Here is a 16,976-nt window from a genome sequence, read left to right as displayed (position 1 = left end):
GCCCGGCGCGCGGCGGCCGTCCCGGCCCCGGGCCGCGGCCGGTCCCGTACCCGGATTCCGGTCACGCCGACCAGGGCCACGTCCACCCCGGGCACGGCCCGGGGCATCCGGGCCACGGTTCCCCCTGGCAGGGCCCGCGTCCGGAGGAGCCGCACGCGGCCGCGCCGCGACGCGGCGGCGGGCCCGCCGCCGGGCGTCCCGGAGCCGGGGCGGGCAGGCCCCGGAAGGGCAAGGGAAGCGCGGAGAATCCCGGGGCCGGGAAGGCGGCCAAGGGCCCCAGGGGACCCAAGGGGCCCAAGAGCACGAAGCGGCGCGGGGGCGGGCGGGTTTCCGGTCCGGACGGGCGCCCGGCGGACGTCCGGCGCCTCGTCACGCAGGGCCTCGCCGAGCTCGGGCCGAAGGCCTACTTCGCCGCCGCCGGGGCGCTGGCCGCCGTCGTCCTCCTCGGGTTCGGGGCGCTGGCGGTCGCGGGCGGAGCCGGCGGCGCCGACGCCCGCGGCGCGGCGCTCCCGCCGGTGGGCGACGCGGCGGAGACGGGCCTGTCGCCGACGTCGTACTCGAGTTCGCCGTCGTCGGACGCGTACGCGGGGATCGAGACCCGGCAGGCGGACGCGACGCCGCTGACGCTCGAGGAGGCGTTCCCGAAGGACGCGCGGTCCGTGCCCGTCCCGGGCACCGAGGTCGAGCTGGAGCTGGCGGAGAAGAAGCTGGACGGCGACTGCGCCGCCGCCGTGTGGGGCGCGAGCGTGGCCGCCGATCTGCGCCGGGGCGGCTGCAGCCAGGCCGTCCGCGGCCTGTACGCCGACGCCGACGGCGGGTACGGCATGGCCGTCGCGGTGTTCAACCTGGCGTCGGCGGCGGACGCCGACCGGTTCGTCGCGACGCTCGGCGAGGTGCGCGGCGGCGGGTTCGTCCGGCCGCTTCCGGCCGAGGGGCCCGCGGCTGAGTTCGGCAGCGGGTTCGGCATGGCGCGGGGCCTCGCGCAGGGCCACTTCGCGGTGGTGTCGTGGGCGGCGCGCCTGGACGGGAAGGGCGACGCGTCGGACGAGACCCTGCTGTCGATGCTGATCGAGGGCGGGAAGGCCCCGGGCGTCCTGTCCCGCGCGGCCGCCGCCTCCGACTGACCGCGCCGCCGTCCGCCGCCGGTGCGCCCGCCCGGCCGCGCCGCCGGCCGTCCGCGTCGCCGGCCGTCCGCGGAACCGGCGCCGGCCGGAATGAAACCGGCCCGCACGGCGGTTGGAACCGGCGCGATCGGGGTTCGATCGGGGTTCGATCGGGGTTCAAACGTCGTGTTCCGGTGATGATCCTCACCCGGCCGCGCGGAACGTCCGGCCCGGTGGGAGCCGGTAATCTGGTCTAAACCAGTGAGATGTCGCGTGCCGATCCGCGCTGAGAAGTTTCGCGATCCGCCACAGTCGGGCATGATCCCGGCAGTGATGTAATGTCATCTCACCGCAGCAGGGCCAACGTCGTCCCGGCTTGCACTGACCTAAGACGCAGTGACACGACGACGACGGGAGGGTTGATGGCTGCTGCTGCCCTCACACCGGGCCGCCCCCGCCACCAGGGTCTCTACGACCCGGCCAACGAGCACGACGCCTGCGGTGTCGGAATGGTGGCGGATCTGCACGGCCGCGGAAGCCACGACATCGTTCAGAACGCCCTGACCGTCCTGAAGAACCTGGACCACCGCGGCGCCGTGGGCGCCGAGCCGGACGACGGCGACGGCGTGGGCATCATGCTGCAGATCCCGGACGCGTTCTTCCGCCAGGTGTGCGGTTTCCCGCTGCCCGATGCCGGCGCCTACGCCGCCGGCATCGCGTTCCTGCCGGCCGACGCCGACGAGCGGGCCGCCGTGGTCGCCCACGTGGAGACGCTGTGCGCCGAGGAGGGGCTGACCGTCCTCGGCTGGCGCGAACTGCCGACCGACCCCGAGTTCGCCGGGCCCGCCGCGCGCCGCGCCATGCCGCACTTCGCGCAGCTGTTCGTGCGCGCCGCCGAGGGCGGCCCGCACGCCGGCAAGACGGGCGTCGAGCTGGACCGCGTGGTGTTCTGCATGCGCGAGCGCGCCGAGCAGGACGTCCGCGTCTACTTCCCGAGCCTGTCCAGCCGGACGATCGTCTACAAGGGGATGCTGACGACCCCGCAGCTGGAGCCGTTCTTCCCCGACCTGTCGGACCGCCGGTTCACCAGCGCGATCGCGCTCGTGCACTCGCGGTTCTCCACCAACACGTTCCCGGCGTGGGAGCTGGCGCACCCGTTCCGGTTCATCGCCCACAACGGCGAGATCAACACGGTCAAGGGGAACCGGAACTGGATGCGGGCCCGCGAGGCGCTGCTGAAGTCCGACCTGATCCCCGGCGACCTGTCCCGCATCTACCCGGTGATCGACATCGAGGCGTCCGACACCGCCTCGTTCGACGAGTGCCTGGAGCTGCTGCACCTCGGCGGCCGGTCGCTGCCGCACGCCGTCCTGATGATGATCCCGGAGGCGTGGGAGAACCACACCGAGATGGACCCGGACCGCCGGGCCTTCTACGAGTTCCACTCCACGCTCATGGAGGCGTGGGACGGGCCCGCGAGCGTCACCTTCTCCGACGGCACCGTCGTCGGCGCCGTCCTGGACCGCAACGGGCTCCGCCCCGGCCGGTACTGGGTCACCGACGACGGTCTCGTGGTCCTCGCGAGCGAGGCCGGCGTCCTGGACATCCCGGCGAGCAAGGTCGTCCGGAAGGGCCGCCTGCAGCCCGGGAAGATCTTCCTGGTGGACACCGCCGCCGGCCGGATCGTCGAGGACGACGAGGTCAAGGCCGAGCTGGCGGCCGAGCACCCCTACGGGCAGTGGCTCCACGAGGGCCTCGTGCGGTTCGAGGAACTGCCGCGCCGCGAGCGGGAGATCCCCACGCACGACACGCTCGTCAAACGGCAGCAGACCTTCGGGTACACCCTCGAAGAGCAGCGGATCATCCTCAGCCCGATGGCGAAGACGGGCGCGGAGCCGATCGGGTCGATGGGCACCGACACCCCGATCGCGGTGCTGTCGGAGCGTCCCCGCCTGCTGTTCGACTACTTCAAGCAGCAGTTCGCGCAGGTCACCAACCCGCCGCTGGACGCCATCCGCGAGGAGCTCGTCACCTCGCTGCAGTCCACGCTCGGCCCCGAGGGCAACCTGCTGGAGCCCGGCCCGGAATCGTGCCGCCGGCTCGTGCTGCCCACCCCGATCCTGGACAACGACGAACTCTCCAAGATCATCCACATCGACGACGAGGGGTCCCTGCCGCACCTGCAGGCCCACGTCGTCCACGGCCTCTACGACGTCGCCGGCGGGGGAGAGGCCCTGCAGGCCCGCCTGGAGGAGATCAACGGCGAGGTCAGCCGCGCCATCGGGGCGGGCGCGCGGATCATCGTGCTGTCCGACCGCGGCGCCGACTCCGCGCGCGCCGCGATCCCCGCGCTGCTGCTCACCGGCTCGGTCCACCACCACCTGATCCGGGAGAAGACCCGGACGCAGGTCGGCCTGGTCATCGAGACCGGCGAGGCCCGCGAGTGCCACCACATGGCGCTGCTCATCGGGTACGGCGCGTCCGCGATCAACCCGTACCTCGCGATCGAGACCGTCGAGGACCTCGTCCGCGGCGGCGTCATCGCGAGCGACGGCCTCACCGAGAGCCAGGCCGTCCGCAACCTCGTCAAGGCGTACGGCAAGGGCGTCCTGAAGGTCATGTCGAAGATGGGCGTGTCCACGGTCGCGTCCTACACCGGCGCGCAGATCTTCGAGGCGATCGGGCTCGGCGCCGAGGTCGTCGACCGCTGCTTCACCGGCACCGTCTCCCGGCTCGGCGGCGTCGGCTTCGACGTGCTGGCCCGCGAGGTCGCCGAGCGGCACCGCCGCGCCTACCCGGCCGGCGGCAACGACCTCCCGCACCGCACCCTCGAGGTCGGCGGCGAGTACCAGTGGCGCCGCGAGGGCGAGCCGCACCTGTTCAGCCCGGACACGGTGTTCAAGCTGCAGCACGCCACCCGCACCCGCCGCTACGAGATCTTCAAGGAGTACACCTCCAAGGTCGACTCGCAGGCCGAGGAGCTGATGACGCTGCGCGGCCTGTTCCAGCTCAAGGAGGGCGCGCGCCCGCCGGTGCCGATCGAGGAGGTCGAGCCCGTCTCGGAGATCGTCAAGCGGTTCTCCACCGGCGCGATGTCCTACGGCTCCATCTCCGCCGAGGCGCACGAGACCCTCGCGATCGCGATGAACCGGCTCGGCGGCAAGTCCAACACCGGCGAGGGCGGCGAGGACCCGGCGCGGTTCACCCCGGACGAGAACGGCGACCTGCGGCGCAGCGCCATCAAGCAGGTCGCGTCCGGCCGGTTCGGCGTCACCTCCGAGTACCTCACCAACGCCGACGACATCCAGATCAAGATGGCGCAGGGCGCCAAGCCCGGCGAGGGCGGGCAGCTCCCCGGCCACAAGGTGTACCCGTGGATCGCCAAGACCCGGCACTCCACGCCCGGCGTCGGCCTCATCTCGCCGCCGCCGCACCACGACATCTACTCGATCGAGGACCTCGCCCAGCTCATCCACGACCTGAAGAACGCGAACCCGTCCGCGCGGGTGCACGTCAAGCTCGTCGCCGAGATGGGCGTCGGCACGGTCGCGGCCGGGGTGTCGAAGGCGCACGCCGACGTCGTCCTGATCTCCGGGCACGACGGCGGCACCGGCGCGTCCCCGCTGACGTCCCTCAAGCACGCCGGGACGCCGTGGGAGCTCGGCCTCGCCGAGACGCAGCAGACGCTGCTGCTCAACGGGCTGCGCGACCGCATCGTCGTGCAGACCGACGGGCAGATGAAGACCGGCCGCGACGTCGTCGTCGCCGCGCTCCTCGGCGCCGAGGAGTACGGCTTCGCGACCGCGCCGCTGGTCGTGTCGGGCTGCATCATGATGCGGGTCTGCCACCTCGACACCTGCCCCGTCGGCGTCGCCACCCAGAACCCGGTGCTGCGGCAGCGGTTCTCCGGCAAGCCCGAGTTCGTCGTGAACTTCTTCGAGTTCGTCGCCGAAGAGGTCCGCGAGTACCTCGCCGCGCTCGGGTTCCGCTCGCTGGACGAGGCGATCGGGCACGTCGAGATGCTCGACACCCGCGACGCCGTCGAGCACTGGAAGGCGTCCGGCCTCGACCTGGCCCCGATCCTGCACGCGCCCGAGACGCCCTACGGGGACGCGCTGCGGTGCGTCGGCGAGCAGGACCACGGGCTCGAGAAGGCCCTCGACAACACGCTGATCCAGCTCGCCGAGGGCGCCCTCGCCTACGGCGACAAGGTCACCCTCGACCTGCCGATCCGCAACGTCAACCGCACCGTCGGGACCATGCTCGGCCACGAGCTCACCCGCAAGTGGGGCGGCGGCGGACTGCCCGACGACACCATCGACGTCACCTTCACCGGCTCGGCGGGCAACTCGTTCGGCGCGTTCGTGCCGCGCGGCGTCACCCTCCGGCTCGTCGGCGACGCCAACGACTACGTCGGCAAGGGCCTGTCCGGCGGACGCATCACCCTGCGGCCCCCGCGGGACGCGGCGTTCACCGCCGAGGAGCAGATCATCGGCGGCAACGTCATCCTGTACGGCGCGACGTCCGGCGAGCTGTTCGCCGCGGGCGTCGTCGGCGAACGGTTCTGCGTCCGCAACTCCGGCGCCACCGCCGTCGTCGAGGGCGTCGGCGACCACGCCTGCGAGTACATGACCGGCGGCCGCGCCGTCATCCTCGGCGGCACCGGACGCAACCTCGCGGCCGGCATGTCGGGCGGCGTCGCCTACGTGCTCGACCTGGTACCCGAGCGGGTCAACGGCGAGATGGTCGACCTCGAACCGCTGGACGCCGACGACGTCGCGTTCGTCCGCGGGCTCGTCGAACGGCACCGCGCCGAGACCGGCTCCGCGCTCGCCGGGCGCCTGCTGGACGACTGGGACGCCGCCGCGACCCGCTTCACCAAGATCATGCCGCGCGACTACCGGCGCGTCCTGACCGCGATGGCCGAGGCCGAGGCGCAGGGCCGGGACGTCGACGAGGCCGTCATGGCCGCCGCCCAGGCCTGAGAGAGGGGGATTCCCACATGGCCGACCCGAAGGGTTTCCTGACCGTTTCGCGGGAGCTCCCGAAGCGCCGCCCGGTCGACGTCCGCATCAAGAGCTGGTCGGAGGTCTACGAGGACTTCGGCACCGACCGGCTCGAGAAGCAGGCGAGCCGCTGCATGGACTGCGGCATCCCGTTCTGCCACCAGGGCTGCCCGCTCGGCAACCTCATCCCCGAGTGGAACGACCTCGTCTACCGCAAGGACTGGCACGAGGCGATCGAGCGGCTCCACGCCACCAACAACTTCCCGGAGTTCACCGGGAGGCTCTGCCCCGCCCCGTGCGAGAGCGCCTGCGTCCTCGGCATCAACCAGGACCCGGTCACCATCAAGCGGGTCGAGGTCGAGATCATCGACCGCGCCTTCGCCGAGGGCTGGGTCCGCCCGCAGCCGCCCGCCGTCAAGACCGGCAAGAAGGTCGCGGTCGTCGGTTCCGGCCCCGCCGGGCTCGCCGCCGCGCAGCAGCTCACCCGCGCCGGGCACGACGTCACCGTCTACGAGCGCGCCGACCGCGTCGGCGGCCTGCTCCGCTACGGCATCCCCGAGTTCAAGATGGAGAAGCGGCACGTCGACCGCCGCATCGCCCAGATGCGCGCCGAGGGCACCGAGTTCCGGACGTCCGTCAACATCGGCGTCGACGTCACCGCCGACGAACTGCGCGCCGCCCACGACGCCGTCGTCCTCGCCGGCGGCGCCACCGCGTGGCGGGACCTGCCGATCCCCGGGCGCGAACTCGGCGGCGTCGTCCAGGCCATGGAGTACCTGCCGCCCGCCAACAAGGTGCAGGAGGGCGACTTCCCCGAGTCGCCCATCGACGCCGCGGGCAAGCACGTCGTCGTCATCGGCGGCGGCGACACCGGCGCCGACTGCATCGGCACCGCGATCCGGCAGGGCGCCGCGTCCGTCACCCAGCTCGAGATCATGCCGCGGCCCCCGGAGTCCCGCCCGGACGCCCAGCCGTGGCCGACCTACCCGATGCTGTTCAAGATGGAGAGCGCCCACGAGGAGCTCGCCGACCGGGGCGGCGAACGGCTCTACGCCGTCTCCACCACCGAGTTCCTGGGAGACGAGGACGGCAACGTCCGCGCCCTCAAGATCGTCGAGGTGGGCGGGCCGGAGACCGGCTTCAAGCCCGTCGAGGGCACCGAGCGCGAGATCCCCGCGCAGCTCGTCACCCTCGCCATGGGCTTCCTCGGCCCGCAGCGCGAGGGCCTCCTCGAGCAGCTCGGCGTCGAACTGGACCAGCGCGGCAACGTCGTCCGCGACAAGGACTACAAGACGTCCGTGGACGGCGTCTACGCCGCGGGCGACATGGGCCGCGGCCAGTCCCTGATCGTCTGGGCGATCGCCGAGGGCCGCGCCGCCGCGCACGGCGTCGACGCGCACCTCACCGGCCGCGGGTCGCCGCTGCCGTACCCGATCCCGCCCACGGCCCGTCCCATCGCCTGACGGACCCCGCGAGGCCCCGGAGCCGCCCGGCTCCGGGGCCTTCGCACGTCCGAGCGGCCTTCCCCGCACCGCAAGAGCCCACATGACGCCGCCGGACGCGCCGGAACCCGCCCGGTGCGCGATCGCGCCGTCATCGCGCCGACACCCGAACGTCCGACGGGACGGCTACGATCCCGGGCACCCCCGCGAAACGTCCCGCACCCCGGGACCCGGCCCGATGAGACACGAGTGAAGACCACCCTCCGCGCGATGATCGCCGTGACCCTGCTCCTCGGCCACCACGTCATCGCCCTCGCCGTGCTCGCCGGCACGGCCCTCGCCGTCGCCCTCCTGATCCGGTACGGCGGACGCGACGGCACCGTCCCGTTCACCGCGGTCATGGTCATGCTGGCCGTCCCGGTCCTCACCGCCCTGATCAAGACCGTCCGGTACCGGCCCGAGCCGCCCGGCGGCCTGCCCCTGGACCGCACCGCCGAACCGGCCCTCTGGGCCGAGATCGACGCCATCGCGCGGCGGGCGGGCACCCGCCCGCCCGACGACCTGCGGCTCACCCCCGAGGCGAACGCCGCGGTCGCCGAGCAGACCCGGGGCCTCGCCCTCACCGCCGGACGCCGCCACATGACCATCGGCATGCCGCTGCTGGAGACCCTCACCGTCGCCGAACTGCGCGCCGTCCTCGCCCACGAACTCGGCCACTACAGCCGCCGCCACACCCTGCTCGGCCACCTCACCCACCGCGGCGCCGCCGCACTGCGGAACACCACCGCGGCCCTGCACTCCGACGACCCCTGGACGACCGCGCTCCGCAAGGTCTTCGACGGCTACACCGAGGTCTACCTCCGCGTCTCGCGGGCCGTGCGCCGCGCCCAGGAGACCGAGGCCGACCGCCTCATGGTCGAGATCTCCGGCCGCGACGCCGCCGCGTCCGCGCTCCGCACCGTCCGCACCACCGCCGCCGCCTGGCCCGCCTTCCTCGACCGCCACGTCGGCCCCGCGACCCGCCACGGACTCGCCCCGGCCGACGTGCTCGGCGGCTTCCGGGCCCTCCTGGACGAACCGTCCCGGCGGGACGAACTCGCCGAGATCCTCACCCGCCCCGGGCGGACCGACCCGCACGACTCCCACCCCACCCTCGCCGACCGCCTCCGCGCCATCGCCCGCTGCCCCGAACCCGCCGCCGCGAGCCCCGACGCCCGGCCCGCCACCGACCTGCTCACCGACGCCGCCGCCGTCCGCGCCCGCTTCCACCGCGCACTGTTCGGCGACGCCGCCGGACTCGACTGGGACGAACTCGCCGCCCGCCTCGCCGCCCTGCACACCGCCGAGGACGGCCTGCGGCTCCTCGCCGCCGCCGAACGCGTCACCGGAACCGCCCCCGCCACGCTCGGCACCCTCCTCACCGACATCGAGAAGGGACACGGCCCCGCGATCGCCGACGAGCTCAGCGGCGGCGGCACCGACCCGGCCGACCGGCGCGCCGAACGGATGCTCGACCGGCTCCGGGCGCTCACCTCCTCCGCCCTCCAGGACGCCGGGCACCTCACCGCCCGGTCGTCCTGGACCGGCCGCCCCGTCCGCTACCACGGACCCGACGGGACGGAGACCGACCTCGACGCCCTCGTCCCCGCGACCCTCGACCCCGCGACCCTCGACCCGGACCGCCTCACCCGCCAGATCACCGAACTCCGGAACCGGCTCACCGCCTGGGGCGCCGACCCCGACCACCGCCCCGCCCCGCCCGGACGCGCCGGCACCGCCCTGTACGGCGTCCTCCACGGACTCCAGGACGACGAAGGCGGCCACTACGACGCGCTCGTCCTCGAACCCGGCATCCTCTTCGTCCCGATCTCCGAGCAGGAGGCGACCGACGAAGCGATCGCCGAACTCCCGATCCGCGCACGCGTCCAGCACCTACTGAACCTGCCGCCCGCCGACCTCCTCCACCGCCACGACACCTGGCTCCTCGAAACCGGCGCCGTCCACAAGGGCACCTTCTGGTCCGGGACGAACATGTGGACCCTGCGCCTGCTCCTGAACCGGGCCGCCATGGACGGCACCCCCGGCGACGGGCTCCTCCACATCGCCGGACTACCGCCCTGCACCCGCCCGCACGACGCCCGCGAAATACTCAAAGCCGCCCTCGGCCCCCGGCTCACGACCTCCGACAAGCAGACCTGAACCACCACGGACACCGACCCGCGCACGGCCGTTTCCTGCAAGACCCCGCCCCCCGCATCCCCGTACGGTGGCCGCATGAGAACCCTGACCAGCGAACACATCGAACGAGCCTGGCAATTCATGCTCCTCAACGCCCGCGTCATAGACCGCCACCGCTTCGCCCTCCACTTCCGCGGCGGCGCGCCCGCACCCGTCCTCGCCGCCCTCCGCCCCTACGAGAACCCCGACGGCGGCTACGGCAACGCCCTCGAACCCGACCTGCGCGGCACCGCCAGCCAGCCCGTCCCCGCCCAGCACGCCCTCGAGATCCTCCACGAGGCCGGCGCCGACCACGACCCCGCCGTCACCCGCATCGCCGACCACCTCACCACCGTCACCACCCCCGACGGGGGAGTGCCGTTCGTCCTGCCCACCGTCCGCGACGCGCCCCGCGCCCCCTGGTGGCAGACCCCCGACGACCCGCCCGCCGCGATCAACCCCACCGCCACCCTCGCCGGACTCCTCCACCGCGCCCGCGCCGACCACCCCTGGCTCCAGACCGCCACCGACTTCTGCTGGCGCCGCCTCGACCGGACCGGCGCCGAACTCGGCCCCTACGACGCCCTCGCCGTCCTCACCTTCCTCGACCACGTCCCCGACCGGGACCGCGCCGAGGCCGCGTTCACCCGCCACCGCGGCGCCCTCGCGTCCGTCCGGAGCGACCACCACACCGCCCTCGACTTCGCGCCCCGCCCCGGCGGCCTCGGCGCCCGCCTCCACCCCCCGCACACCATCGACGCCGAACTCGACGCACTCGCCGACGCCCAGCACGACGACGGCGGCTGGGACATCGACTTCCCCGTCTGGACCCCCGTCACCCGCCACGAATGGCGCGGCCTCCAGACCGTCGAACGGCTCCTCCTCCTGCGAGCGTACGGACGCCTCGACACCTAGAGACCGACGCCTAGAGCAGGTCGCGGAGCGGCGCACCCGCCAGGTCCCGCACCTCGTGCGCGAAATGCGCCTGATCGGCGAACCCGGCCTCGTACGCCGCCTCCGCCGCCGCCCGCCCCGCCCGCGCCAGCCGCACCCCCCGCTGGAACCGCAGCACCCGCTGCAACACCTTCGGCCCGTACCCGAACGCCGCCAGCGAACGCCGCCGCAACTGCCGCTCGCTCAACCCCACCGCGTCCGCCACGGCCCTCACCGGCCCCCGCGCCAGCCCCGACACCACCACCGGAACCATCGGATCCACCGGCCCCGCCGCCCGGCCGGCGACCCCGCGCACCAGCACCGACCGCCGCTGCTCCGGCCGCCCCGCCGACGCCACCGCCTCCGCGAGCCGGTCCGCGTCACCGCCCCACAGCTCCCGCAGCGGCACCCGCGCGTCCCGCACCGCGTCCCCCGGCACCCCCAGCACCGGCGGCGCCGCCCCCGGACCGAACCGCACCCCCACCATCGAAGCGCCCGGCCGCATCACCGCCGGCATCGGCCCCGTGTCCGGACCCGCCACCATGATCTCCCCGTCCCACCAGATCAGGTCCACGCACCCGTCCGGCACCACCCGCTGGACGAACGGCTCGGCGCCGTCCGGCAACGACGCCGACCACGCGCACACCAGCCCCGCCGCCCCTGGCGCCGGCGTCTCCCGATAATCCGTGGGGTTCACAACATCCTGCATACCACCCCCCACCGACGGGCACGGCGAAAGGAGAACCCGACAAAACGGAGGTCATCATGGCGAACGACCTGCAGGGCGCGACGATCGCGTTCCTCTGCGCCCCCGAAGGCACCGAACAGGTCGAACTGACCGAACCCTGGACGGCCGTCGAACAGGCCGGCGGCACGCCCCGGCTCGTCTCCACGCAGACCGGCGAGATCCAGGCGTTCAACCACCTCGACAAGGGAGACACCTTCCCCGTCCACACCACCGTCGACGACACCGACCACACCGACTACCAGGCCCTCGTCCTGCCCGGAGGAGTCGCCAACCCCGACTTCCTCCGCATGCAGCCGAAGGCCGTCGAGTTCGCCAAGTCGTTCTTCGACGCCGGAAAGCCCGTCGCCGTCATCTGCCACGGCCCCTGGACGCTCATCGAAGCCGACGTCGTCCGCGGGCGTACCATGACCTCCTGGCCCAGCCTGCAGACGGACCTGCGCAACGCCGGCGCCACCTGGGTCGACGAAGAGGTGAAGATCTGCGAAGGCGGACCCAACGTACTGGTGTCCAGCCGCAAGCCCGACGACCTCAAGGCCTTCTGCCAGGCGGCCGTCGACGCGTTCAAGGCCGTGGTCTAGACCTTGTCCTAGACCAATCGGTGAACCCTGGGGGACCGCATCCTGCAGAAATAACCGTACCCACCAGTAACTAAGTACGGTTGTGACCGTGACCCGTCGAGCGAAAATAGTCAGCACCATCGGCCCCGCCTGCTCCAGCACCGAGCAGATCAACGCCCTCGTGGAAGCCGGCATCGACGTCGCCCGGCTCAACATGAGCCACGGCGACCACGCCACCCACGAAGACGTCTACCACCGCATCAGGGCCGCCGCCGACGCCACCGGACGCGGCGTCGGCATCCTCGCGGACCTCCAGGGTCCCAAGATCCGCATCGGCCGATTCCCCGACGGCCCCGTCCGCCTCACCCTCGGCGACGAATTCACCATCACCACCGAAGACGTCCCCGGCACCCGCCGCGAGGTCTCCACCACCTACGAAGGCCTCCCCGGCGACGTCACCGCCGGCGACACCGTCCTCATCGACGACGGCCGCGTCGCCCTCCGCGTCACCGACGTCGACGGCCCCCGCGTCCGCACCACCGTCACCGTCGGCGGCATGGTCTCCGACAACAAGGGCCTCAACCTGCCCGGCGTCCCCGTCAGCGTCCCCGCCCTCACCGACAAGGACGAAGAAGACCTCCGCTGGGCCCTGCGCCTCGGCGTCGACCTCGTCGCCCTGTCCTTCGTCCGCACCCCCGCCGACGCCGACATCTGCTACCAGATCATGGAAGAAGAAGGCGTCCGCGTCCCCCTCATCGGCAAGATCGAGAAACCCCAGGCCGTCGAACGCCTCCCCGAGATCGTCGCCGCCTTCGACGGCATCATGGTCGCCCGCGGCGACCTCGGCGTCGAACTCCCCCTCGAACAGGTCCCGATCGTCCAGAAACGCGCCATCGAGCTCTGCCGCGAGAAGGCCCGCCCGGTCATCGTCGCCACCCAGATGCTCGAATCCATGATCTCCGCGCCCCGCCCCACCCGCGCCGAGACCTCCGACGTCGCCAACGCCGTCTTCGAAGGCGCCGACGCCGTCATGCTCTCCGGCGAGACCAGCGTCGGCCAGTACCCCATCGAATCCGTCCAGACGATGAGCCGCATCGTCTGCACCGCCGAGGAAGCCGCACTCCAAGCCACCCACACCCTCGAGCGCATGCCCGAGACCGTCGGCGGCGCCATCGCCCGCGCCGCCGCCGAGGTCGGCGCCATCGTCGGCGCCGAGGCCCTCGCCGCCTTCACCATGTCCGGCGAGACGGCCCGCCGCCTCTCCCGCTACCGCTCGCCCATCCCGCTGCTGGCGTTCACCTCGGTCCCCGCCGTCCGCGGACGCCTCGCACACGTCTGGGGAGTCGAGACCTTCATCGTCCCCCAGGTCGACCACACCGACGCCATGTTCGGCCAGGTCGAACAGGCCCTGCTCGAACTCGGCCGCGCACAGAAGGGCGACCGCGTCGTCGTCGTCGCCGGCTCGCCCCCCGGCACCCCGGGCTCCACCAACTCCCTGCGCGTCCACATCATCGGCGACGCCATCGGAGCCCAGCACTGAACTCCGGCCGGGCGGCCACCGCGCCGCCCGGCACATCACCACCCGGTCTCGATTCGAGATCGCTCCGGCCAACCACCTAGTACTTCGGCCCCACGAACGCGTCCAACCGCGCCACCGCCTCCCGCCGCGCCACGGACACGTTCTTACGGTTCATCTGCCGCCACGCGATCCCGAGCCGATCGAGCGCGTCAGTGAAGATGCGCTGGATGTCCATGGACTCGTTGGTGAAGTTGTACCGGGGGTACTCGTACCACCGATCCTCACCGCCGACCGTCCGCCGCACCCGATTCATGCTGCGGCAGCCGTCCGAATGGACGAGCCCGCGAACGAGCTCCTCGGTGAACACGTCGACGATCTCCTGTTGCCAATCAGCGAGCTCGATCTTCCGCTCGTGCTTCCGCCCCGGCCCATGCTGTGGGAACAAGCACGGCCAGTGCTTCGAATATGAGCCCACCAGCTTGCATCCTGGATGTCGACGGCGCCCTACCCGCGAGATGGGCATTACCGCACCGACCGTCTTGGCGGCCTCCTCGATCAGACCAGGCCATGCATCGGCGCAGGCGATCTCGAGGCGGTACACCCCCTTCCGGCAGTGGACGATGTGCCCGTCGCCGAGGTAGAGGCCGAGTAGGTACGCGTAACTTCGTTCATCGAGTTCCAGGCCGGAGCAGCGCGGGCATGCGTCTCTTCTGCGGATGCCTCCACTGGTCGGGTCCGCTGGATCGGCACTTCGCCGCCTCGTCCCGCTGCGCCACTTTTGAACCGCGCCCATCGAGACGCCGCAGCGACGAGCCACCTCACGATCCGTCCAGCCCTCCTGGGAGAGCTTCAGTGCCTTCTGAACGATCTCGTCTGGATACATGCGGCAAGTCTTGCGCTCGCCACTGACAGTTTTAAACTGTAACCATATGTATAGATAACGGGCGATTGGCGAGGAAAGTAAAGATCATTTATCGATGGTGTGCCGCTTCAAAGTCGGTACCGACCGTGTGGTGAGTTTTGCGGAACGGCGGCCACGCCGTCGAGCATCGTGGCTGAGCTGGCCGGGAGTGTCACGCCGACACGTCCGCGCGGCCGATGACATCGGGTGCCGGACGTGTGAACGAAGAAACCGCCTTCCAACAGAAAGGCGGTTTAAGAATGTGCCGGAGGTGGGATTCGAACCCACACGCCCTTTCGGACAAATCCTTTTGAGGGATCAGCGTCTGCCATTTCGCCACTCCGGCATCTTTATCCGGACATGTCCCTTGTTGTCCGGTTTGCGACCCCTTGGTGAGGGGCGGCACGTGTCATGGTAGCGCGTCCCGGTAGTCTCGTGCGCGTGACGGAGAGCGCTCGGCGAGTTGTGATCGCAGAAGACGAGGCCCTGATCCGGCTGGACCTCAAGGAGATGCTGCACGAGGACGGCTACGAGGTCGTGGGCGAGGCCGGGGACGGCGAGGCGGCCGTCCGGCTCGCGTCGGACCTCAAGCCCGATCTCGTGATCCTCGACGTCAAGATGCCGGTGCTCGACGGTATCTCGGCGGCCGAGCGGATCTCGGCCGAGCGGATCGCGCCCGTCGTCATCCTCACCGCGTTCTCACAGCGGGAGCTGGTGCAGCGGGCCACCGACGCGGGCGCGATGGCGTACCTGGTGAAGCCGTTCGCGAAGACGGACCTGGCGCCGGCGATCGAGATGGCGGTCAGCCGGTACACCGAGATGCGGGCGCTCGAGGCGGAGGTCGCGGGGCTGCAGGACCGGCTGGAGACGCGCAAGATCGTCGATCGGGCGAAGGGGCTGCTGCAGGAGGCGCACGGGTGGTCCGAGCCCGAGGCGTTCCGGTGGATCCAGAAGACGTCCATGGACCGGCGGCTCACGATGCGGGCCGTCGCGGAGGCGGTCGTCGCCGGTGCGGGCGGGGAGTCCGCGGAGTCCTGACTCCTGTCGTCGTTATTTGGCGCGTTGTCAAGGGCCAATGCGCGTGCGCCGGACCGGCCATATTCGTCACTGTGCGTAATCGTCGCTGTTGGTCGCGCGGATCCGGATGAGCACGGGGGAGTAACGAACGAGTAACCCTTCTATCCGGGGGTGCTGTTCTGTGTCGGGTCCTCGGTGTACGACATAGCTGGTCCCCGAGTGACCGATATCTCCCCATCCACGGGAACATGTCGCGCCCGGGGTCATGACCTCGTACCCGATCCCTTCCCGGATCCGGATGGAAAGGCTGGGCACCTTGCGGCGCAACAAGATGAGGGTCGCCGGCGCGGTGGCGATGAGCGCGGTGCTCGCGCTCGGCGCCGTGGCGTGCGGCGACGACGGCGGCGGCTCGGGCGACGGCGACTCGATCACGATCGGGTTCATGGGAGACCTGACCGGGGAGAACTCGGGTCTGGTGATCCCGCCCAAGCAGGGCGCGCAGCTGGCGATCGAGCAGTACAACGCCACCAACCCCGAGGTCAAGATCAACCTGAAGACCTATGACAGCCAGGGGAAGCCGGAGCAGGCGACGACGCTGGCGCTGGGCGCGGTGAAGCAGGACAAGATCGTCGGGCTGATCGGCCCGGCCTTCTCGGGTGAGTCCCAGAGCGTGGGGCCGATCCTGGAGGAGGCGAAGATCCCGAGCGTGTCGCCGTCGGCGACGAGCATCACGCTCGCGGAGAAGGGCTGGAAGTACTGGCACCGGGTGGTCGCGGACGACGCGGTGCAGAGCGCGGGTGCGGCGACGTTCCTGTCGGACTCGATGCAGGCGAAGAAGGTCTTCACGGTCCACGACAACCAGGACTACGGCAAGGGCCTGGCGGACGCGATCGTGTCCGCGGTGAAGGGCAAGGGTGTGACGACGCAGACCGACGCGGTGGACGACAACGCGACGGACTACTCGTCGACGATCAACAAGATCATGGAGTTCAAGCCCGACGCGGTGTACTTCGGCGGCTACTACGCGGTGGCCGGGCGGCTGTTCAAGCAGCTGGCGGAGGCCGGCTACGAGGGCCGGATGATGTCGGGCGACGGGTCGCTGGCGAGTGAGCTCATCACGGGCACCGGTGAGAAGAACGCGCAGGGCGCGCTGCTGAGCTGCGGCTGCCTGATCGACACCGACGGCAAGACGAACGCGAACGCGAAGAAGTTCGCGGACGACTACCAGGCGAAGTTCGGCTCCGAGGTCGCGATCTACTCGACGGAGGGCTACGACGCGGCGACGGCGTTCATCGAGGCCGCGAAGGCCGGCAAGACGACGCCGGAGGAGATCAACGAGTTCCTGAAGACGGTGAGCTTCGACGGGGTCGGCAAGCCGATCAAGTTCGACGAGAACGGTGAGCTGGCCGCGCAGGACATCTTCATCTACGAGGTGCAGGGCAAGGCGATCAAGCTCCTCGGCAACGCGAACGAAGCGAAGGTCTCGTAGGGCGTTACCCACGCCGTTCGACCGACCTCCCTGATGGCGCGGGA

General features: G+C 71.5%; 11 protein-coding genes and 1 tRNA gene. 9 read left to right on the top strand and 3 right to left on the bottom strand.

The genetic code is table 11. The annotated features are described in order from the left end of the window. The 5 genes from ACFQ11_RS26820 to ACFQ11_RS26800 form a co-directional block, all read left to right on the top strand. Nucleotides 1-1,124, top strand: a 1,124-nt coding sequence (locus tag ACFQ11_RS26820) for a hypothetical protein (protein WP_378303451.1), incomplete at its 5' end; no start/stop codon positions are given. A gap of 401 nt (nt 1,125-1,525) precedes the next feature. Continuing rightward, a complete protein-coding gene (gene gltB / locus ACFQ11_RS26815) occupies nt 1,526-6,088 on the top strand; it encodes a glutamate synthase large subunit (RefSeq protein WP_378303449.1) in 4,563 nt (1,520 codons plus the stop codon). Nucleotides 6,089-6,105: 17 nt separating this feature from the next. Beyond that, nucleotides 6,106-7,572, top strand: a complete 1,467-nt coding sequence (locus tag ACFQ11_RS26810; protein WP_378303447.1) for a glutamate synthase subunit beta — start codon at nt 6,106-6,108, stop codon at nt 7,570-7,572. 228 nt (nt 7,573-7,800) lie between these two features. After that, nucleotides 7,801-9,750 (top strand): M48 family metalloprotease, encoded by a 1,950-nt coding sequence (locus ACFQ11_RS26805; RefSeq protein WP_378303445.1) that lies wholly within the window; start codon nt 7,801-7,803, stop codon nt 9,748-9,750. A gap of 75 nt (nt 9,751-9,825) precedes the next feature. Continuing rightward, nucleotides 9,826-10,683 carry a hypothetical protein gene (locus ACFQ11_RS26800; protein WP_378303443.1) on the top strand — a complete coding sequence of 286 codons (858 nt, stop codon included), beginning with the start codon at nt 9,826-9,828 and terminating at the stop codon, nt 10,681-10,683. Nucleotides 10,684-10,693: 10 nt separating this feature from the next. Here the strand turns inward: ACFQ11_RS26800 and ACFQ11_RS26795 are convergent, their stop codons facing one another. After that, the gene (locus ACFQ11_RS26795) at nt 10,694-11,410 is read right to left on the bottom strand and encodes a DUF6597 domain-containing transcriptional factor (RefSeq protein WP_378303441.1); all 717 of its coding nucleotides are present in this window, start codon (nt 11,408-11,410) and stop codon (nt 10,694-10,696) included. 56 nt (nt 11,411-11,466) lie between these two features. Here ACFQ11_RS26795 and ACFQ11_RS26790 point away from each other — a divergent pair, with 56 nt between their 5' ends. Beyond that, a complete protein-coding gene (locus ACFQ11_RS26790; RefSeq protein ID WP_378303439.1) occupies nt 11,467-12,027 on the top strand; it encodes a type 1 glutamine amidotransferase domain-containing protein in 561 nt (186 codons plus the stop codon). A gap of 88 nt (nt 12,028-12,115) precedes the next feature. After that, nucleotides 12,116-13,546: a pyruvate kinase gene (gene pyk, locus ACFQ11_RS26785; protein WP_378303437.1), complete on the top strand. Its 1,431-nt coding sequence runs from the start codon at nt 12,116-12,118 to the stop codon at nt 13,544-13,546. Nucleotides 13,547-13,622: 76 nt separating this feature from the next. Here pyk and ACFQ11_RS26780 read toward each other — a convergent pair whose 3' ends face one another. Then, complete coding sequence (locus ACFQ11_RS26780) at nt 13,623-14,408, bottom strand: helix-turn-helix domain-containing protein (RefSeq protein ID WP_378303435.1); 786 nt, start codon at nt 14,406-14,408, stop codon at nt 13,623-13,625. Between the two features lie 281 nt (nt 14,409-14,689). Next, nucleotides 14,690-14,772: transfer RNA gene (locus ACFQ11_RS26775), tRNA-Leu, on the bottom strand. Between the two features lie 65 nt (nt 14,773-14,837). On the opposite strand from ACFQ11_RS26775, the gene ACFQ11_RS26770 reads away from it, so the two are divergent. After that, a complete protein-coding gene (locus ACFQ11_RS26770) occupies nt 14,838-15,464 on the top strand; it encodes an ANTAR domain-containing response regulator (protein ID WP_378303433.1) in 627 nt (208 codons plus the stop codon). A 295-nt stretch (nt 15,465-15,759) separates the two neighbouring features. Next, nucleotides 15,760-16,932, top strand: a complete 1,173-nt coding sequence (locus ACFQ11_RS26765; RefSeq protein WP_378303431.1) for a branched-chain amino acid ABC transporter substrate-binding protein — start codon at nt 15,760-15,762, stop codon at nt 16,930-16,932. The last annotated feature ends 44 nt before the right edge of the window (nt 16,933-16,976 follow it).

The sequence above is a fragment of the Actinomadura sediminis genome (assembly GCF_042675525.1).
In the GTDB taxonomy this organism is placed as follows: Bacteria; Actinomycetota; Actinomycetes; order Streptosporangiales; family Streptosporangiaceae; genus Spirillospora; species Spirillospora sediminis.
Note: the sequence above shows the minus strand (reverse complement) of the source record. Positions and strands in the feature narration are given on the sequence as shown.

What these genes read in the sequence shown, in the direction of transcription:
- gltB (WP_378303449.1), top strand. Translation starts at nt 1,526, where the DNA reads ATGGCTGCTGCTGCCCTCACACCGGGCCGCCCCCGCCACCAGGGTCTC.
- ACFQ11_RS26810 (WP_378303447.1), top strand. Translation starts at nt 6,106, where the DNA reads ATGGCCGACCCGAAGGGTTTCCTGACCGTTTCGCGGGAGCTCCCGAAG.
- ACFQ11_RS26800 (WP_378303443.1), top strand. Translation starts at nt 9,826, where the DNA reads ATGAGAACCCTGACCAGCGAACACATCGAACGAGCCTGGCAATTCATG.
- ACFQ11_RS26795 (WP_378303441.1), bottom strand. Translation starts at nt 11,410, where the DNA reads ATGCAGGATGTTGTGAACCCCACGGATTATCGGGAGACGCCGGCGCCA.
- ACFQ11_RS26790 (WP_378303439.1), top strand. Translation starts at nt 11,467, where the DNA reads ATGGCGAACGACCTGCAGGGCGCGACGATCGCGTTCCTCTGCGCCCCC.
- ACFQ11_RS26780 (WP_378303435.1), bottom strand. Translation starts at nt 14,408, where the DNA reads ATGTATCCAGACGAGATCGTTCAGAAGGCACTGAAGCTCTCCCAGGAG.
- ACFQ11_RS26770 (WP_378303433.1), top strand. Translation starts at nt 14,838, where the DNA reads ATGGTAGCGCGTCCCGGTAGTCTCGTGCGCGTGACGGAGAGCGCTCGG.